The following is a 17927-nucleotide window of genomic DNA, read 5'->3' on the forward strand; positions in this document are numbered from 1 at the left end:
GCAGAGTCCTCCGCATAGTCCTCCGAGGAGCGTGAATCGTTTCATTATTGCGAGGGCATATCTGTTTGTCCAGGGCGGACTGTGTGGCTGCCCCGAGTGTCAGGCCGGGCGAAATTTTCTGCTGCACGCCCATTGACGCCGGGTGAACGGCGCCCCTAGCTTCCGTGCAACCGAGTTGAAACCTTTCATGAGTTCGCATCGCATGCCCGCAGCCACCGAGGAGCTTCCATGACCCAGTCCGACCCGGACGCGGGCCCTGCTCCCGTGCTCGCACTGGAGGACGTCTCCAAGTCCTTCGGAGCGGTTCGGGCCCTCCAGGACGTCTCCCTGCGTCTGTTCGCCGGCGAGGCCCACGCCCTCGCGGGCGAGAACGGGGCGGGCAAGTCCACCCTCATCAAGATCCTTGCCGGAGTGCACAGAACCGACTCCGGCCGGATCCTGCTTGACGGCGAACCCGTCGAGTTCTCCGGACCGGCCGGCGCACGCGACGCGGGTGTCGCCGTGATCTACCAAGAGCCGACGCTCTTCCCCGATCTCTCCATCGCCGAGAACATCTTCATGGGCCGTCAGCCGCGCCGCGCGCTGCACCGTATCGACCGCAGGGCCGTCCACGAGGCGACCGCCGTGCTGATGCGCAGGCTCGGTGTGCCACTCGACCCCGCGCGGCCGGCCCGCGGCCTGTCCATCGCGGACCAGCAGATCGTGGAGATCGCCAAGGCGCTCTCCTTCGACGCCCGTGTCCTGATCATGGACGAGCCGACCGCGGCCCTCACCGGGAGCGAGGCGGCCCGGCTCTTCGCGGTCGTGGACGCGCTGCGCGCCGAGGGCGCCGCCGTCCTCTTCATCTCGCACCGGCTGGAGGAGATGTTCCGGCTCTGCCGACGCGTCACCATCCTGCGCGACGGACGGCTGGTCGCCACCGAACCCCTCGAAGGGCTCACCGAGGACGACCTCGTACGCCGTATGGTCGGCCGTGACCTCGGGGAGCTCTACCCCAAACAGCGGGCCGCACTCGGCGCGACGGCCCTGTCCGTCAGCAGACTCACCCGCGAGGGCGTCTTCCGGGACATCAGCTTCGAGGTACGCCGCGGCGAGATCGTCGCACTCGCGGGTCTCGTCGGCGCCGGGCGCAGCGAGGTCGTTCAGGCGGTCTTCGGCGTCGACCGGGCGGACGCGGGCGAGGTGACCGTGGACGGGCGGAAGCTGCCGCCCGGTTCACCCACCGCGGCGATGGACGCCGGGATCGCCCTCGTCCCGGAGGACCGGCGCCAGCGCGGTCTCGTCATGGAGATGTCCATCGAGCGCAACATCGGCCTCACCGGACTCGGCAGCCTCGGCCGTGCGGGGCTGGTCCGCCGGACGCTGGAGACCGCGCGGGCCGCGGACTGGGCGGTGCGGCTCCAGCTCAAGTACAGCAGGCTCGGCGACAGCGTCGGCGTCCTGTCCGGGGGCAACCAGCAGAAGGTCGTCCTCGCCAAGTGGCTCGCCACCGAGCCCGGTGTCCTCATCGTCGACGAACCCACCCGGGGCATCGACGTGGGCACCAAGGCCGAGGTCCACCGGCTGCTCTCCGGGCTCGCCGCCGAAGGGCTCGCCGTCCTGATGGTCTCGTCCGACCTGCCGGAGGTCCTGGCCATGGCAGACCGGGTGCTGGTCATGCGCGAAGGGCGGCTGGTGGCCGAACTGCCCCGTACCGACGCCACCGAGGAGTCGGTGATGGCCACCGCGGCGGGACGCGGCGGCAGCGAGGAGACGGCGGCATGACCACCACCCTCGATCAACCGCTGCCCGCGCCGGACTCCGCACGCTCGCTCATCGACACCGTCTTCCGGGCCCGGGAACTGAGCATCGGCGGCGCGCTGGTGCTGCTCATCCTCTGTACCTGGCTCGCCAACCACGGCTTCCTCGACGACCAGGGCATCAAGGACCTGCTGCTCAACTCCTCCATCCTGGTCCTGCTCGCCGTCGGCCAGTCCGTCGTCGTGATCACCCGCAACATCGACCTCTCGGTCGGCTCGGTCACCGGTCTGACCGCCTTCGCCTGCGGCCACTTCGTCTCCGGCACCGACCACAGCGCTCTCACCGTCGTCCTGCTGGGGCTCGGTCTCGGCGTGGTCTGCGGCCTCGTCAGCGGAGCACTCGTCAGCTTCGGACGGGTCCCGGCGCTGGTCGTCACACTCGGGATGCTCTACGTCGTCCAGGGCGCCGACCACGCCTGGGCGCACGGCGAGCAGATCAACGCCGTCAACGTCCCCGACGGGGTGCTCTCGCTCGGCACCGGAAGCGTCCTCGGCATCCCCTATCTGCCGCTGATCTCCGCCGCCGTCCTCGCCGGGACCGCGTACTACCTGCGGAGCTACCGCAGCGGACGTGAGCTGTACGCCATCGGCTCCAGCCCCGAGGCCGCCCGCCTCGCCGGCATCCCGGTCCGCCGCCGGATCCTCGGTGCGTACGCCTTCTCCGGCGCGGTCGCCGGATTCGCCGGAGCGCTCTGGCTGGCCCGCTTCGGCACCGTCGTCGCCGACGCGGCAAACGGCTGGGAGCTGACCGTGGTCAGCGCCGTCGTCGTCGGCGGGGTCGCGATCACCGGCGGCACGGGCGCGGTCTGGGGAGCGGCGCTCGGCGCGCTGCTGCTCACCACCATCGGCAGCGCCCTGGTCGTGCTGAAGGTCGACTCCTTCTGGCAGCAGGCCATCACCGGCGTCCTGCTGCTGGCGGCCATCACCACCGACCGCGTCGTGCAGGTACGCACCACCAGTGCCCTGCGGAAGAGGAGCAGGCGATGAGCACGCTCACCAGGTACGTGCGCTGGGACACCGTGGTCACTGTGCTCCTGGTCGCCGTCTTTCTGGCGGGGGCGGGCACCACCGAGGGGTTCGCGGACACCTCCAACCTCTCGTCGGCGCTCGACGACACGGCGGAGATCGCCCTGATCGCCCTGCCGATGACGCTGCTCGTGGTGGCCGGTCAGGTGGACCTCTCGGTCGCTTCGATGCTCGGGCTCTCCAGCGCGCTCGCCGGGGCCCTGTGGGACGCGGGCTGGACGTTCGAACTGATCGTGCCCGTCTGCCTGCTGGTGGGCGCGGCGGGTGGTGTGCTCAACGGCTGGCTGGTCACCCGGATCGGGCTGCCCTCGCTGGCGGTGACCATCGGGACGCTCACCCTCTACCGGGGGCTGGCATCCGTGGTCCTGGGGGACAAGGCCGTCGCCGACTTCCCCGACACGTACGCGAAGTGGGCGGCCTATACCCGCACGGTGCCCGGCACCTTCGTGCCGTACCCGGTCGCCCTGTTCGCCGTGCTCGCCGTCATCACCGCCGTGGTGCTGCACTGCACCGGCTTCGGCCGCTCGCTCTTCGCCATCGGCGCCCAGGAGGACGCGGCGTACTTCGCGGGCATCCGGGTAAAGCGCGTCAAGATCGCGCTGTTCGCGGTGTCCGGGCTCGTCGCCTCCTTCGCGGGGATCGTCTACACGCTGCGGTACGGAAGCGCACGCGCCGACAACGGCATCGGCCTCGAACTCGTCGTCATCGCCTCGGTGCTGCTGGGCGGGGTCGACTTCGACGGCGGAAAGGGCACCCTCGGCGGCGCGGTCGCCGGGGTGCTGCTGATCGGGCTGCTCGGCAATCTGCTCACCCTCAACGACGTCTCCAACGAGGTCCAGGTGATCGTCACCGGCCTGCTGCTCATCGCGTCCGTCCTCACCCCGCGCGTCATCGGCGCGGTCTCCGCACGGCGCACCACCTCCGGCCAACTCCCCGACCAGGCAACGATCGAGAGGCCCTCAACACCATGAAGCTCCGCAGCACGCCACCGCGCATCCGCGCGCTCGCCGTCACCGCCGTGGTCTGCTCCCTCGCTCTCGCGGGCTGCTCGGGCACCACCAAGGACTCGGTGAAGAACGACGACAAACCCGCCGCGAGCGGCCAGAAGGCCGACCCGGACGCCCCGCTGAAGAAGGGCCTCAAACTGGCCTTCCTGCCGAAGCAGATCAACAACCCCTACGAGCAGATCGTCGACAACGCGGGCATCGCGGCCGCCGGGGAGTTCGGCGGTGGCGGCAAGGAGGTCGGCCCGTCCGACGCCAAGGCGTCGTCCCAGGTCTCGTACATCAACACTCTGACCCAGCAGCGCCAGAACGCCATCCTCATCGCCGCCAACGACCCCAACGCGGTGTGCGGCCCGCTCAAGCAGGCGATGAAGCAGAACATCAAGGTCGTCGCCTACGACTCGGACACCGCCAAGGACTGCCGGCAGATCTTCATCAACCAGGCGAGCTCGGAGCAGATCGGCCGCACCCAGATCCAGCACATCGCCGAGCAGCTGCACCACAAGGGCCAGATCGCGATCCTCTCGGCCACCCAGAACGCGACGAACCAGAACACCTGGATCTCGTACATGAAGGACGAGCTGAAGAAGCCGGCGTACAAGCGGATGAAGCTGGTGAAGGTCGCCTACGGGGACGACGACGACCAGAAGTCCTTCCAGGAGACGCAGGGGCTGCTCAAGGCGTACCCGAAGCTGAAGGGCATCATCTCGCCCACCACGGTCGGCATCGCCGCGGCCGCCCGGTACATCAGCGCCTCCTCGTACAAGGGCAAGGTCGTGGTGAACGGGCTCGGCACGCCCAACCAGATGCGCAAGTACGTCAAGGACGGCACCGTCGCGCAGTTCGCGCTCTGGGACCCCAAGAAGCTCGGCAAGCTGGCCTCGTACGCCGCCGCCGCGCTCGCCTCCGGGCAGATCACCGGGGCCGAGGGCGAGAAGTTCAAAGCCGGTGACCTGGGCGACTACACCGTCGGCAAGGACGGCGAGGTCATTCTCGGCCCGCCCACCGTCTTCGACAGGGCCAACATCGACCGGTTCGACTTCTGAGCGGTCGTACGCCCGCTCGCACGCGGTACGGCAGCGGCCCCGCGCATACCTGACACGACGGGAGCACGGAACACCATGAGCGCACGGACACCTGCCGTCGCCCGCAGGCCCAGGGTCGGGCTCGTGGCGGGCGGACTCGGCGCGTACTGGCCGCAGTTCCCCGAGCTGCTCCCGGGGTTGCGCCGCTCCGCGGCCCGGGTGGCGGAGCGGCTGCGCGGGCTCGACGCGGAGGTGGTGGACACCGGTTTCATCTCCGACGCGCAGGAGGGCGCCGAGGCGGCGGAGCGGCTGCGCGGCGCGGGATGCGACCTGATCGTCTGCTTCGTCGCGACGTATCTGACCGCCACCATGCTGGTCCCGGTGGCCCAGCGCAGCGGCGCTCCCGTGCTGCTGGTCAACCTCCAGCCCACCGAGGCCATGGACCACGCCTCGTTCACCACCGGGGACTGGCTCGCCTACTGCGGTGCCTGTCCGCTGCCCGAGATGGCCAGCACCTTCGAGCGGGTGGGAGTGGAGTTCCGCTCGGTCTCCGGTCATCTGGAGGACGAGCGGGCCTGGGAGCGGATCGGCCGCTGGGTCCGCGCGGCCGGTGTCCGGGCGGTGCTGCGGCGGGGCCGGCACGGACTGCTCGGGCACCTCTATCCGGGGATGTACGACGTGTCCACCGACCTCACCATGGTCCCGGGCAGCCTCGGCGGGCATGTCGAGGTGCTGGAGACCGACGACCTGCGGGTCCGGGTCGAGCAGGCGGACGGAGCCGAGGCCGAGGCGAGGCTGGCGGAGACACGGCGGCTCTTCGAGATCGACGGTTCCGTCGAGCCCGGCGATCTGGTCTGGGCGGCCAGGGTGTCCGCAGGTCTCGACCGGCTGGTCGCCGACTTCGACCTGGACTCGCTCGCGTACTACCACCGCGGACTCGGAGGGGACATCCACGAGCGGCTCGGCGCCGGGCTCACCCTGGGCGCCTCGCTGCTGACCGCACGCGGGGTCCCGGTGTGCGGCGAGTACGAACTGCGTACCTCGCTGGCCATGCTGATCACCGACCGGCTCGGCGCGGGAGGCTCCTTCACGGAACTCCAGGCGCTCGACTTCCGGGCGGGTGTGGTCGAGATGGGCCACGACGGCCCAGGCCATCTCGCCATCAGCGACGGGCGCCCGCTGCTGCGCGGACTCGGAGTGTTCCACGGCAAGCGCGGCTGGGGGGTCTCCGTCGAGTTCGACGTCCGGCACGGTCCTGTCACCCTGGTCGGACTCGGACAGACCCGCGACGGGCGCTACCGGATCGTCGCCGCCGAGGGCGAGGTCGTCGGCGGCCCCCGGCTGCGGATCGGCAACACCACGTCCCGGGTCGACTTCGGGGTGGACCCGGGGGAGTGGACCGACACCTGGAGCGCGAGCGGTGTCGGACACCACTGGGCGCTCGCCACCGGGCGGCTCCTGCCCGACCTGCGCGCACTGGCCGGTCTGGGCGGCCCGGAACTGGTGGAGGTCGCCGTCTGAGGGGGGCAGGCACGGGCGGAGGCGGCCGTCCGGCCCCGGACCGCACCTCAGCGGGGGACCACCGCCCGGCCCGGCGCGACCGGCATGGGGGATCATGAGGGTGCCGTACGTCCGACCAGGAGCACCGATGACCCGTTACCAGCAGCCCGGCCTCGTCCTCACCGACCACCGGTTCCAGGTCCCCCTGGACCACACACGCCCGGACGGGGAGCAGATCGAGCTGTACGCCCGCGAGGCCGTCGCCTCCGACAAGGCGGACGCGAGCCTGCCGTGGCTGGTCTACCTCCAGGGCGGCCCCGGATTCGGCGCGAACCGGTTCCACGGGAAGCAGGCCTGGCTGGGCCGCGCCGTGCGGGAGTTCCGGGTCCTCCTTCTCGACCAGCGCGGCACCGGATCCTCCACGCCCGCCAACCGCCAGACCCTTCCGCTGCGTGGCGGCCCCGAGGAGCAGGCCCGCTATCTCGCGCACTTCCGGACCGACTCCATCGTCCGGGACTGCGAACTGATCCGCCCACGGCTCACCGGCGGCGCACCCTGGACCGTACTGGGCCAGAGCTTCGGCGGATTCTGCGCGGTCCGCTATCTCTCCGCCGCGCCCGAGGGGCTCGCCGCAGCGCTGATCACCGGGGGCCTCCCAACCCTCGACGGGCACGCCGACGACGTCTACCGGGCCGCGTACCCCCGGATCGCCCGCAAGACGGCCGCGCACTACGCCCGCTATCCGCAGGACGTCGCGGCCGCCCGCCGTATCGCCGCGTTCCTGCGCGCCGAACGGCCGGTCCTGAACAGCGGCTACACCCTCACCGTCGAGGCCTTCCAGTCCCTGGGCATCGCACTGGGCGGCGGCGACGGCAGCCACGCTCTGCACTACCTCCTGGAGGACGCCTTCGTGGAGACCCCGCAGGGGCCGCGGCTCTCCGACTCCTTCCAGGAACGCGTGCACACGGCGCTCTCCTTCGCCGCGCACCCGCTGTACGCGCTGATGCACGAGGCGATCTACGGCCAGGGCGGCCGCCCCACCGACTGGTCGGCGGAGCGGGTACGGGCCGAATTCCCGGCCTTCGACGCCGGGGCGGCGCTCGCGGGCGACGCACCGCTGCCCTTCACCGGCGAGTCCGTGCACCCCTGGCACTTCGACGTGGACCCGGCCCTGCGTCCGCTGCGCGAGACCGCGCACCTGCTCGCCGCCCGTACGGACTGGCCCCAGCTGTACGACCCGGCCCGGCTCGCCGCGAACGAGGTGCCGGTCGCGGCGGCCGTGTACCACGACGACATGTACGTCGACACGGAGCAGGCCCTGCGTACCGCGCGCTCCATCCGGGGGCTGCGCACCTGGGTCACCGACGAGTTCGAGCACGACGGGCTGAGGGCCGGCGGGCCCCGGGTGCTGGACCGGCTGCTCGCGCTGGTCCGGGGCGAGGTCTGAGCCGTTGCCGCCATAGCCGCCGTAGCTGCCGTTGCCGGGAGTGACCGGGCGGGTGATCATGCGGACATGACCGAGCAGCAGCTGGAACCCATGCCCGCCCGGTGGGACCGCGCCCTCGCCGTCGTCGCCCACCCCGACGACCTGGAGTACGGCTGCGCGGCCGCTGTCGCCGGCTGGACGGACGAGGGGCGTGAGGTCTCGTATCTCCTCGCCACCCGCGGCGAGGCGGGCATCGACGGCATCGAGCCCGCGCGGTGCGGTCCGCTGCGTGAGCGGGAGCAGCGGGCGAGCGCCGCGGTCGTGGGAGTGGGGTCGGTCGAGTTCCTCGACCACCACGACGGGGTGATCGAGTACGGCCCGGCGCTGCGCAGGGACATCACGGCCGCCGTCCGCCGGCACCGTCCCGAGCTGGTCGTCACGCTCAACCACCGGGACACCTGGGGCGGTGTCGCCTGGAACACCCCGGACCATGTCGCGGTCGGCCGGGCCGTGCTCGACGCGGTGGGCGACGCGGGAAACCGCTGGATCTTCCCCGAGCTGGCTGCCCGGGGGCTCCAGCCGTGGAACGGAGTGCGCTGGGTGGCGGTCGCCGGGTCCTCCGCTCCGACGCACGCGGTGGACGTGACCGGCGGGCTGGAGCGTTCGGTGCGTTCGCTGCTCGAACACCGCACTTATATCGAGGCGTTGACCGACGAGGACCCGGAGACGTACTGCCGTACCTTCCTCACCGGGAACGCCGCGGCTGCGTCCGGACGCTTCGGCGGCAGACCGGCCGTCACCTTCGAGCTCTTCCCCCGCTGAATCGCACCGCCTAACCTGATGGGTCGTCAGCTAAAGGTGTTCCGGGCGCGGTCCGGGGCAGCGGCCAGGGGGTGCGGACGATGGGGGTGCGGATGATCGACACGCTGAGCACGGACATCCCGGAGGGTGAGGAGCGGCTGACCCTACGGGTCGAGGACGGAGTCGCCGTCCTCACGCTCTGCTGCCCCGAGCGGCTCAACGGCTGGAGCTGGGAATCGAGCCGCCAGCTGGGACTGCTGGCCGACCGGATCCGGTTCGACCCGGAGGTCCGGGCCGTACTGCTGCGCGCCGACGGGCGGGCCTTCTGCGCGGGCATCGATGTCACGGCACCCGGCGGCGCCATCACCGGGCGCTCATCGGCCGAGCGGACCCACCGGTACTACGAGGGGATCCGCTGGGTGCACGAGCGTTTCGCCGTCTTCGCGGGACTTCCGCAGCCGGTGGTGGCCGCCGTCCAGGGGTACTGCCTGGGCTTCGGCTTCGAGCTGGCCCTGCTCGCGGACATCAGGGTCGCGGCCGACGACGCGGTGTTCGCGCTCCCCGAGGCGCGGCTGGGGGTCGCCGTCGACGCGGGCGGAGATCTGCGGATCGCCAGGGAGGCCGGGTCGGGCTGGGCCAAGTATCTGGCGCTGACCGGGCGCCGTATCGACGTCCATACGGCCGAACGTCTCGGACTGGTCCAGCTGGTGGTGGAGCAGGACCGGCTGGAGGCCACCGCGCGGGAGGTGGCGGCCGAGATCGCGGCCAACGCGCCGCTCGCGGTCCGCGCGGTGAAACGCGACATCGACGCGTTCGCGGACGCGGGTCTGGCGGCCGCGCTGGACCGTACCGCCATGTCGGCCGCTCTCACGCTGACCTCCGACGACGTCCGGGAGGGGTACGCGGCGGGAGCGGCCCGCCGGCGGCCCGGCTTCGAAGGCCGCTGACGTCACACCGCCGTCGTCCGGAGCGGCGCCCGGCCGTTCGCCCGACGCCTCACGGGGTGAACGGATCCCGTCCGAGCTGATCGCGCACGGTCACCACCGGGGCGCCGACCAGCCCGCGCCGCTGCCAGTTCGCGCCGTCCACGACCAGCGTGTGACCCGAGATGAAGCGGGCGTACGGCGAGGCCAGGAAGGTCGCCGCCCAGCCCAGTTCATGCGGCTGCCCGACCCGCAGGGCCGGCTGGCGTGCCGCCTTGTCGTGGGCGCGGTCCAGCTGCCCGCTGATCGCCCCCGGCAGGTCGGCGTGCGGGAAGAGCCCGGGTACCAGGCCGTTCACCTGGATGCCGTACGGCCCCCACTCGACCGCGAGAGTCTCGACCAGGTTCTTCACCCCCGCCTTCGCGGCGGCGGAGTGCGCGAATCCGGGGCCGCCGGTCCAGGCGTACGAAGCACCCACATTGATCACCGATCCGCCGGTACGCGCCGCCAGGTGCCTGCGGCCGAACTCGCGCGTCATGAACCAGGTGCCGGTGAGCGTGGTGTCGAGCACCGCGCGCCAGGCGTTCGGGGACATGTCCTCGGCGGGTACGGGGAAGTTGGCCGCCGCGCTGTTGACCAGGACGGCCGGGAGCCCTGCAGCCGCACCCGCCGTGTCGAACGCCCTGGCCACCTGCTCCGGCTGCCGGATGTCGCACACGGCGCTCACCACGGTCCCGCCCAGCCCGCCCAGCTCCTCGCGCGCCCGCTCCAGCCGCTCCGCGTCCCGTCCGACGACGACGAGCGAGGCGCCGAGCCGCGCGAACTCGGCGGCCATGGCTTTCCCCAGCCCCGAACCACCACCCGTCACCATGACCGTGCACCCCTCGTAGGTGCCCGGAGGAAGTGCGCTCGCGCCGGGCGGGGGAGGGGCGGGCAGTCCCGGATGCCTGTCGTCCGTCATGAGGCATCGATACCCCGTACGGCCTGAAACCTCCAGAGTCCCGGCGGCGCGGAACCGGTCGGCGGGGACGGTTCACAGCGAGGCAAGCGACCGCTTAGTATGCGCTGAGCGCAGTACAGCCTACGGTGTGTGGAGGCCCCTGATGCAGGCATGGCAAGTACACGAGAACGGCGAGCCCGGCGAGGTCATGCGCCTCGACGAGGTGGCGGAGCCGCAGGCGGGTCCCGGCCGGCTGAAGCTGAAGGTGCTCGCGGCCAACATCAACTTTCCCGACGCGCTGCTCTGCCGGGGCCAGTACCAGGTGCGCCCGCCGCTGCCCTTCACCCCCGGTGTCGAGATCTGCGGCGAGACCGCCGACGGGCGCAGGGTGATCGCCAACCCGGAGCTGCCGCACGGCGGTTTCGCCGAGTACGTCGTGGTCGACGAGGCCGCCGTGCTCCCGGCGCCGCCCGCGCTGGACGATGCCGAGGCGGCCGCGCTGCACATCGGCTACCAGACAGGCTGGTTCGGCCTGCACCGCCGTGCCCATCTGCGGAGCGGTGAGACACTCCTCGTGCACGCCGCTGCGGGTGGTGTCGGCAGCGCGGCCGTGCAGCTGGGCAAGGCCGCGGGAGCCACCGTCATCGGCGTGGCCGGCGGCCCGGAGAAAGCCCGCATCGCCGCGGAGCTGGGCTGCGACCTGGTCATCGACCGGCGTGCCGACGACATCGTCGCCAAGGTCAAGGAGTTCACCGGGGGCAGGGGCGCGGACGTCGTCTACGACCCGGTCGGCGGCGACGCCTACGCCAAGTCCGTGAAGTGTGTGGCCTTCGAGGGCCGGATCGTGGTCGTCGGGTTCGCCAGCGGAGTCATCCCCACCGCCGCGCTCAACCACGCCCTGGTGAAGAACTACACGATCCTGGGCCTGCACTGGGGCCTTTACGCACAGAAGGACCCCGCGTCGATCGGCCGCTGCCACGCCGAACTGACCGCGCTCGCCGCTGAGGGAACCGTCAAACCGCTGGTCTCCGAACGGGTCGCGCTCAAGGACGCGGCGGCCGCGGTCCAACGCGTCGCCGACGGCGTCACCACCGGCCGCGTCGTGATCGTCCCGGAAGGGGCCGCCCGATGACCGAGCACGGCACACCGCGGGAGACCGCCCCGCAGCCGGACGCCGAAGCGCTGCGCCTGCGCACCCGCGAACTCCTTGAGGCCCACCCGCCGGAGACCACCGGCCGCACCGGCTTCCTGCGCGCCCGCTTCGACGCCGGACTCGCCTGGGTGCACTATCCCGTCGGTCTCGGCGGTCTCGGCGCACCGCGCTCGCTGCAGTCCGTCGTGGACGCCGAACTGGAGGCCGCCGGGGCGCCCGACAACGACCCGCGCCGGATCGGCATCGGCCTCGGCATGGCCGCCCCGACGATCCTGCGCTACGGCACGGACGAGCAGAAGCGCCGCTTCCTGCGCCCCCTCTGGGTCGGTGACGAGGTGTGGTGCCAGCTCTTCAGCGAGCCGGGAGCCGGGTCCGACCTCGCGGCCCTGGCGACGCGCGCCGTGCGCGACGGCGACCACTGGACCGTCACCGGTCAGAAGGTGTGGACCTCCAGCGCGCATCTCGCCCGCTGGGCCATCCTCATCGCCCGCACCGACCCGGACGTGCCCAAACACCGGGGGATCAGCTACTTCATCTGCGACATGACCGATCCGGGCGTCGAGGTGCGGCCGCTGCGCCAGATCACCGGCGAGGCCGAGTTCAACGAGGTGTTCCTGACAGAGGTACGGATCCCCGACGCACACCGGCTCGGACCGGTGGGCGACGGCTGGAAGGTCGCCCAGACCACCCTCATGAACGAGCGGGTCTCCATCGGCGGCTCCCGCATCCCGCGCGAGGGCGGCATGATCGGCCCTGTCAGCAGGACCTGGCGCGAGCGCCCCGAACTGCGCACCCACGATCTCCACCAGCGTCTTCTCACCCTCTGGGTGGAGGCCGAGGTCGCCCGCCTCACCGGCGAGCGGCTCCGCCAGCAGCTCGTCGCAGGCCAGCCAGGACCCGAGGGCTCCGGGATGAAGCTCACCTTCGCCCGCCTCAACCAGGAGATCAGCGGTCTCGAAGTCGAACTACTCGGCGATGAGGGGCTGTTGTACAGCGACTGGACCATGCGCCGCCCCGAACTGGTCGACTTCACCGGGCGCGACGCCGGTTACCGCTATCTGCGGTCCAAGGGGAATTCCATCGAGGGCGGTACCAGCGAGGTGCTGCTCAACATCGTCGCCGAGCGGGTACTCGGGCTGCCTTCCGAACCGCGCAACGACAAGGACGCCGCCTGGAAGGACCTGGCCCGATGACCGACCTCCTGTACTCCGAGACCGAGGACGACCTGCGCTCGGCCGTCCGCTCGCTGCTCGCCGACCGCTGCGGGGCGCCCCAGCTGCTGGCCGCTGTGGAGTCCGGAACGCCGGGCGACCTTCGCCTCTGGCCCTCTCTGGCGGCGGAGATGGGGCTGGCGGGACTGCTCGTACCCGAGAAGCTCGGCGGTCAGGGGGCCACGCACCGGGAGGCGGCGGTGGTCCTTGAGGAGCTGGGGCGCAGCGTCGCACCGGTGCCGTATCTGACCAGTTCCGTCGTGGCGACCGAGGTCCTGATCCGGCTCGCCACGCCCGACGGCGCGGCGGCCGGACTGCTGGCCACGCTCGCCTCCGGAGAGTGCATCGCGGTTCTCACCGCGCCGCTGACCACCGCGCCCGGCTCGGTGCCCCAGCTTCCGGGCCTGACCGGCACGGTGAGCGCGGTCGCCGACGCGGCAGCGGCGCAGGTGCTGCTCGTACCCACGGCCGACGGTCTGTACGCGGTCGGGGCGCGGGACCCCGGTGTCACCGTCGAGCCGCTGATCCCGCTCGACCTCACCCGTCCCCTGGCCACCGTCACGCTCGACGGGGCGCAGGGCAATCTCCTGGCCGGTGCGGAGGATTCACGGGCCGCGCTCGACCGGGGTCTGCTCGCCGGGGCCGGGCTGCTCGCATCGGAGCAACTGGGGCTCGCCGAGTGGTGTCTGGAGGAGACCGTCCGGTACACGCGCGAGCGCCATCAGTTCAACCGGCCCGTCGGCGGATTCCAGGCGCTCAAGCACCGGATGGCACAGCTCTGGCTGGAGGTCGTCTCGGCCCGCGCCGCCGCCCGCAACGCGGCGGACGCCCTCGCCACGGACAGCCCCGAGACGGCGCTCGCCGTCTCGGTCGCGCAGGCGTACTGCAGCCGGGTTGCCGTACACGCGGCCGAGGAGTGCGTCCAACTGCACGGCGGTATCGGCATGACGTGGGAACACCCCGCACACCTCTACCTCAAGCGCGCCAAGTCCGATGCGGTGGCGTTCGGTTCGGCCGGGGCGCACCGCGAGGCGCTGGCGCACCTGGTCGGTCTGCCGGGACCGCGGTAGCCGGAGCCCGACCGTTACAGCGAGTCAACACCCGTACGGCGTACAGGTCTTACGCCCGAAACCGGGGTCCCCTCCGCCACACTTACGGCCGAATGCCGCATATCCGGTGTGGCGGAGGAGGGACGACCATGGCCATCTCGATCTCACTTGTGCTGCTGCTCGTGGTCCTCGCCGCGATCTTCCTTCGTGGCGGCGGGCTCAAGCTCTCGCATGCGATCGTCTGTGCTCTTCTCGGTTTCACGCTGGCCAGCACCAGCCTCGCCCCGACCATCCAGCAAGGGGTCACGGGCACCGCGGACATGGTCGCCAACATCAAGCCCTGACGGCTCCGCCGGATTCTCGTCACGGATCAGTCCGACGGCAGGAGACTCCCGCCCGGCGGCGTGAGGCGGCGCCGGTAGCGGGTGGCGGGGCGTTCACCGATTCTGGCGTCCCCGGCCGTGGTGAACCCGTTGTGCCGGAGCACGGCCCTCGATGCCGGGTTGTCGAGAGTGACGACCGCGGTGAGTGCGGAGAGCCCGTACGGACCGGCAGCGAGGCGGCACACCTCGCCGACCGCGGCTGTCGCCACGCCGCGGCCCGCGGCGCGCTCGCCGATCCGGTAGCCGAGTACGGCGGCCCCGTCCGTGACATCCATGAGATTGACGCGGCCTGCCAGCCCGCCGTCGTCGTCCACGACGACATGGAAGTGGCACACGCCGGCGTCCTGTTCGGCGAGCCGGGCCCGTAGCTCGGCGGCGAATCCGGCGAAGTACGCGTCGCCGCGGTCCGATATGAACCGCGTGAAGTACGCCCGGTTCTCCCGTTCGAAGGCCAGCAGGGCCTGCTCATGTCCGGCCCGCAGCCGCTCCAGCGTCACCATGCGCGGCAGCCTACGGACCGGCGGCCGTCCCTGTACAAGGAGAATTCCACCAGGGGCCCACCAGGGGCCTCCCGGACAGGGGCCTCCCGGACCTTCTCAGGAGCTGGGGCGGTGGCCACCGCGCATCCGGTGCGCCGCTCAGATCAGCCGGGAGCGGATGAGGAATCTGACGCCCTCCGGGGCCTCCAGCGAGAAGCCGCTGCCGCGCCCCTCCACGACGTCGAGGATCAGCCGGGTGTGCGCCCACACCTCCTGCTGGCTCGCCGAGATCCAGAACGGCACCGGCTCGGCCACACCGTCCACGGCGAGCGACTCCAGCAGGATGTCCGAGCCTCCGGTACGGAACTCCCCGGCCTGGTAGCACATGGGGGCGCTGCCGTCGCAGCAGCCGCCCGACTGATGGAACATCAACGGACCGTGGAGCCCGCGCAGTCTGCGGATCAGATCGGCTGCGGCGGGGGTGAACTCCACCCGCGGGGCTTCGGACATCACACTCTCCCGGTTCTCGACCGACCGGTTCTCCCCGGCCGCGGTGGCCCCTGAGCGGCCCGGCTCCGCCCAGTCAAACCCGTGCAACGTTGCGAGGAGGTTGCATGGGGCGGGCGGGGGCCGGGTCCGTCAGTATCAGTACGTTCCCCGGGCGGGCTGCATGGTGCGGTCGGAGGGTACGACACGGGCCACCTCGGACGCGATCTCCACGACGCGCGGGGCGAGTTCACGGATCCGGCTGTCCGGCAGCCGTACCGACGGCACCTGGACCACCACGGCGGCGTGCGCGTAGCCACGGGAGTCCAGCACCGGGGCGCCGACACAGCGCACGCCCTCCACGTTCTCCTCGTTGTCGATGCTGTAACCGCGCTCCCTGGTGAGTTCCAGTTCCTCGGCGAACCGCTCCGGAGTCCGGATGGTGTGCGGGGTGACGGCGCGCAGTTCGGCGGGGAGCGATCCGAGGTACTCGGCGGCGTTCTCGGCGAAACTCATCAGTGCCTTGCCCGACGCCGTGGAGTACAGGGGGAAGTGGGCGCCTGGGTGCTGCTCGAAGCGGAGCGGCAGCGGTGAGGGGACGCGCATCACGACGACAGACTCCTCGCCGTCCCGCACCGCGAGGTTCACCGACTCGTTGGTCTCCGCGTTGAGTTGCCGGAGCAGCGGAAGGGCCCGGTCGGTGCCCAGGGCGCGTTGGGCGGCCTGGCCCAGCAGGATGGCCGTACTGCCCAGGTAGTAACCGTCCGTCGCGGGATTGCGGCTGAGGAACCCCTCGGCCGCCAGGGCCCCCACCACCCGGTGGGCGGTGCCCGGGGTCAGCCCGAGGCGCTGGATGATCTCGGTGACCTGGACATCGCCCTCCGCCTCGATGAGCAGCCGCAGGACCGCCATCGCCCGGTCGATGGCCTGGGTGCCCGCGCGCGCGTCGGTCGTCTTGGCCGAGCGTTCGGCCGGGTCCCGTCGTCCGGGAGGAGTGCCGGCAGCCACCTGGTGTCGGTCCTTTCGGCTCTGACCACGATTTCCGATCAGCCTACCGGTGCCGCAGGCGTGGCGTTGCGGGTGTCCCGTCGGTGCTGGTGGGCGTGGTGGAGGGGCGGACGGAGCGGGAGCCGGGCCGGAGTTTTTTCCTGTCATGGGCATTGACCGGCCGTGTGGGGACGTCCTAGCGTGACGGCACTCCACAATGTGGATGCGCTTCCAAAAATTTTCCCAGGCCCCGGATCCACCGGCGGACAGCGGCCCCCGCACCCCGCCGGAACGTCCCCATACGCCAGGAGACCCCATGCCCAGTTTCGAGAATCCCACCGAGTCCGTCTTCACCTGGGCCGCGCCCCCGCTGAAGTTCGGACCCGGTGCCATCGCCGAGATCGGCGAGGACCTGCAGGCACTCGGCGTGACCAACGTCCTGATCATCACCGACCCCGGTGTCGCCGCGACCGGTGTCCCCGACCGGGTCGCCCACGCGGTGAAGGCCGCGGGACTCGATGCCCAGATCTTCGACGGCGTCGCCGTCGAACCGACCGATGTGAGCATCGGGGAAGCCGTCGACTTCGCCAGGTCGGGGTCGTGGGACGGCTACGTCGCGGTCGGTGGCGGCTCCTCCATGGACACCGCCAAGGCGGTCAACCTGCTCACCACCCAGCCGGGCACGCTCATGGACTACATCGCCGCGCCGATCGGCGGCGGCAAGGTCCCCGAGCTGCCGGTCAAACCCCTGATCGCGGTGCCCACCACCTCGGGCACCGGCTCCGAGGCCACCACCATCTGCGTCGTCGACCTCCTCGACCTGCGTCTCAAAGCGGGCATCAGCCATCCCCGGCTGCGCCCGGCGCTCGCCGTCGTCGACCCGCTGACCAGCATGACCGTCCCCGCCGCCGTGACGGCGGCCAGCGGCATGGACGTCCTCACCCACGCAGCCGAGAGCTACACCGCGCTCTCCTTCGACGCCCGGCCCGCCTTCCCCAGCGCCAAGGCCCGCGCGGCGTTCTGCGGCGCCAACCCGATCAGCGACGTCTGGTGCGAGAAGGCCATGGAGCTGGTGGGCACGCATCTGCGCCGGGCCGTGATGAACGGGAACGACCTCTCCGCCCGCTACGGCATGGCCTACGCATCGGCCGTCACCGGCATGGGCTTCGGCAACGCGGGCACCCACATCCCGCACGCCAACGCCTACCCCATCGCCGGTGCCGTCGAGAACTACCGCGCCGACGGCTACCCGGAGATGCCGATGGTGCCGCACGGCCAGGCCGTCGCCTCCACCGCCATGGCCGCCTTCCGCTTCACCTATCCGTCGAATCCGCAGCGCCATCTGCGCGCCGCCGAACTGATCGGCGGGCGGCCCGTCGACCCGGACGAGGGCGCCGAAGCCCTGCCGCGCGTGCTGCGCGAACTCCTCCGTGACATCGGCATGCCCAACGGCATCAGCGCCTTCGGCTACTCGGAGGCCCAGCTCGGCGAGCTCGTCTCGGGCACGATGAAGCAGTCCCGTCAACTGAGCGTGGTTCCGCGCCCGTTGACCAACGAGGCCGCGGAGCAGATCTTCCGCGAGTCCCTCCGCAACTGGTGAACGGCGCGCGGCCGGGACCGCGCCCAGCCACCGCCCCCCCCGGGCGGAGACGGGCGGGTCACGGTCGCGGCCCCGGGNNNGTACTCAGCGCCTCCGGCACCGATCAGAGGGGCGGGCTGTGATCTTCGACCCACC

The 17927-nt window shown here is 71.5% G+C and carries 17 protein-coding genes; 13 read left to right on the forward strand and 4 right to left on the reverse strand.

Going from position 1 to position 17927, the window contains the following annotated elements; genetic code table 11:
- The first annotated feature begins 228 nt into the window (after window positions 1-228).
- The 8 genes from ACFXBC_RS20625 (at window position 229) to ACFXBC_RS20660 (ending at window position 9528) form a co-directional block, all read left to right on the forward strand.
- Window positions 229-1764 (forward strand): sugar ABC transporter ATP-binding protein, encoded by a 1536-nt coding sequence (locus tag ACFXBC_RS20625; RefSeq protein ID WP_385026101.1) that lies wholly within the window; start codon window positions 229-231, stop codon window positions 1762-1764.
- Window positions 1761-2786, forward strand: a complete 1026-nt coding sequence (locus ACFXBC_RS20630) for an ABC transporter permease (RefSeq protein ID WP_385026104.1) — start codon at window positions 1761-1763, stop codon at window positions 2784-2786. The genes ACFXBC_RS20625 and ACFXBC_RS20630 overlap by 4 nt, the downstream gene beginning before the upstream one ends.
- Window positions 2783-3796 (forward strand): ABC transporter permease, encoded by a 1014-nt coding sequence (locus ACFXBC_RS20635; protein WP_385026107.1) that lies wholly within the window; start codon window positions 2783-2785, stop codon window positions 3794-3796. The genes ACFXBC_RS20630 and ACFXBC_RS20635 overlap by 4 nt, the downstream gene beginning before the upstream one ends.
- Window positions 3793-4875: a rhamnose ABC transporter substrate-binding protein gene (rhaS, locus tag ACFXBC_RS20640; RefSeq protein ID WP_385026110.1), complete on the forward strand. Its 1083-nt coding sequence runs from the start codon at window positions 3793-3795 to the stop codon at window positions 4873-4875. The genes ACFXBC_RS20635 and rhaS overlap by 4 nt, the downstream gene beginning before the upstream one ends.
- A 75-nt stretch (window positions 4876-4950) precedes the next feature.
- Window positions 4951-6375, forward strand: a complete 1425-nt coding sequence (locus tag ACFXBC_RS20645; protein ID WP_385026113.1) for an arabinose isomerase — start codon at window positions 4951-4953, stop codon at window positions 6373-6375.
- A gap of 127 nt (window positions 6376-6502) precedes the next feature.
- Window positions 6503-7801 carry an alpha/beta fold hydrolase gene (locus ACFXBC_RS20650; RefSeq protein WP_385026116.1) on the forward strand — a complete coding sequence of 433 codons (1299 nt, stop codon included), beginning with the start codon at window positions 6503-6505 and terminating at the stop codon, window positions 7799-7801.
- Window positions 7802-7867: 66 nt separating this feature from the next.
- A complete protein-coding gene (locus ACFXBC_RS20655) occupies window positions 7868-8602 on the forward strand; it encodes a PIG-L deacetylase family protein (protein WP_385026119.1) in 735 nt (244 codons plus the stop codon).
- A 92-nt stretch (window positions 8603-8694) separates the two neighbouring features.
- Complete coding sequence (locus ACFXBC_RS20660; protein ID WP_385026122.1) at window positions 8695-9528, forward strand: enoyl-CoA hydratase/isomerase family protein; 834 nt, start codon at window positions 8695-8697, stop codon at window positions 9526-9528.
- A gap of 49 nt (window positions 9529-9577) precedes the next feature.
- Here the strand turns inward: ACFXBC_RS20660 and ACFXBC_RS20665 are convergent, their stop codons facing one another.
- Entirely contained in the window at window positions 9578-10465 is an 888-nt protein-coding gene (locus ACFXBC_RS20665) for an SDR family oxidoreductase (RefSeq protein ID WP_385026125.1), read from the reverse strand.
- 142 nt (window positions 10466-10607) lie between these two features.
- Between ACFXBC_RS20665 and ACFXBC_RS20670 the strand changes: the two genes are divergently transcribed.
- The 4 genes from ACFXBC_RS20670 to ACFXBC_RS20685 all read left to right on the forward strand — a co-directional run bounded on the left by ACFXBC_RS20670 (window position 10608) and on the right by ACFXBC_RS20685 (window position 14201).
- On the forward strand, window positions 10608-11576 hold the full coding sequence (locus ACFXBC_RS20670) for an NADPH:quinone oxidoreductase family protein (RefSeq protein WP_385026128.1): 969 nt from the start codon (window positions 10608-10610) through the stop codon (window positions 11574-11576).
- A complete protein-coding gene (locus ACFXBC_RS20675) occupies window positions 11573-12790 on the forward strand; it encodes an acyl-CoA dehydrogenase family protein (RefSeq protein ID WP_385026131.1) in 1218 nt (405 codons plus the stop codon). Before ACFXBC_RS20670 ends, ACFXBC_RS20675 begins: the two co-directional genes overlap by 4 nt.
- Window positions 12787-13878 (forward strand): acyl-CoA dehydrogenase family protein, encoded by a 1092-nt coding sequence (locus ACFXBC_RS20680; RefSeq protein WP_385026134.1) that lies wholly within the window; start codon window positions 12787-12789, stop codon window positions 13876-13878. Before ACFXBC_RS20675 ends, ACFXBC_RS20680 begins: the two co-directional genes overlap by 4 nt.
- A 128-nt stretch (window positions 13879-14006) precedes the next feature.
- Entirely contained in the window at window positions 14007-14201 is a 195-nt protein-coding gene (locus ACFXBC_RS20685; RefSeq protein WP_164261242.1) for a hypothetical protein, read from the forward strand.
- A gap of 26 nt (window positions 14202-14227) precedes the next feature.
- On the opposite strand, the gene ACFXBC_RS20690 is transcribed toward ACFXBC_RS20685, so the two are convergent.
- From ACFXBC_RS20690 to ACFXBC_RS20700, 3 genes are all read right to left on the reverse strand, one after another.
- Window positions 14228-14740: a GNAT family N-acetyltransferase gene (locus tag ACFXBC_RS20690; protein WP_385026137.1), complete on the reverse strand. Its 513-nt coding sequence runs from the start codon at window positions 14738-14740 to the stop codon at window positions 14228-14230.
- A gap of 138 nt (window positions 14741-14878) precedes the next feature.
- The gene (locus ACFXBC_RS20695; RefSeq protein WP_385026140.1) at window positions 14879-15229 is read right to left on the reverse strand and encodes a DUF779 domain-containing protein; all 351 of its coding nucleotides are present in this window, start codon (window positions 15227-15229) and stop codon (window positions 14879-14881) included.
- A 135-nt stretch (window positions 15230-15364) separates the two neighbouring features.
- Entirely contained in the window at window positions 15365-16213 is an 849-nt protein-coding gene (locus ACFXBC_RS20700) for an IclR family transcriptional regulator (protein WP_385026143.1), read from the reverse strand.
- A gap of 295 nt (window positions 16214-16508) precedes the next feature.
- On the opposite strand from ACFXBC_RS20700, the gene ACFXBC_RS20705 reads away from it, so the two are divergent.
- Complete coding sequence (locus ACFXBC_RS20705; protein WP_385026146.1) at window positions 16509-17792, forward strand: hydroxyacid-oxoacid transhydrogenase; 1284 nt, start codon at window positions 16509-16511, stop codon at window positions 17790-17792.
- Window positions 17793-17927: the final 135 nt, after the last annotated feature.

Origin of the sequence: Streptomyces sp. NPDC059398, assembly GCF_042751845.1 — a bacterium.
In the GTDB taxonomy this organism is placed as follows: domain Bacteria; phylum Actinomycetota; class Actinomycetes; order Streptomycetales; family Streptomycetaceae; genus Streptomyces.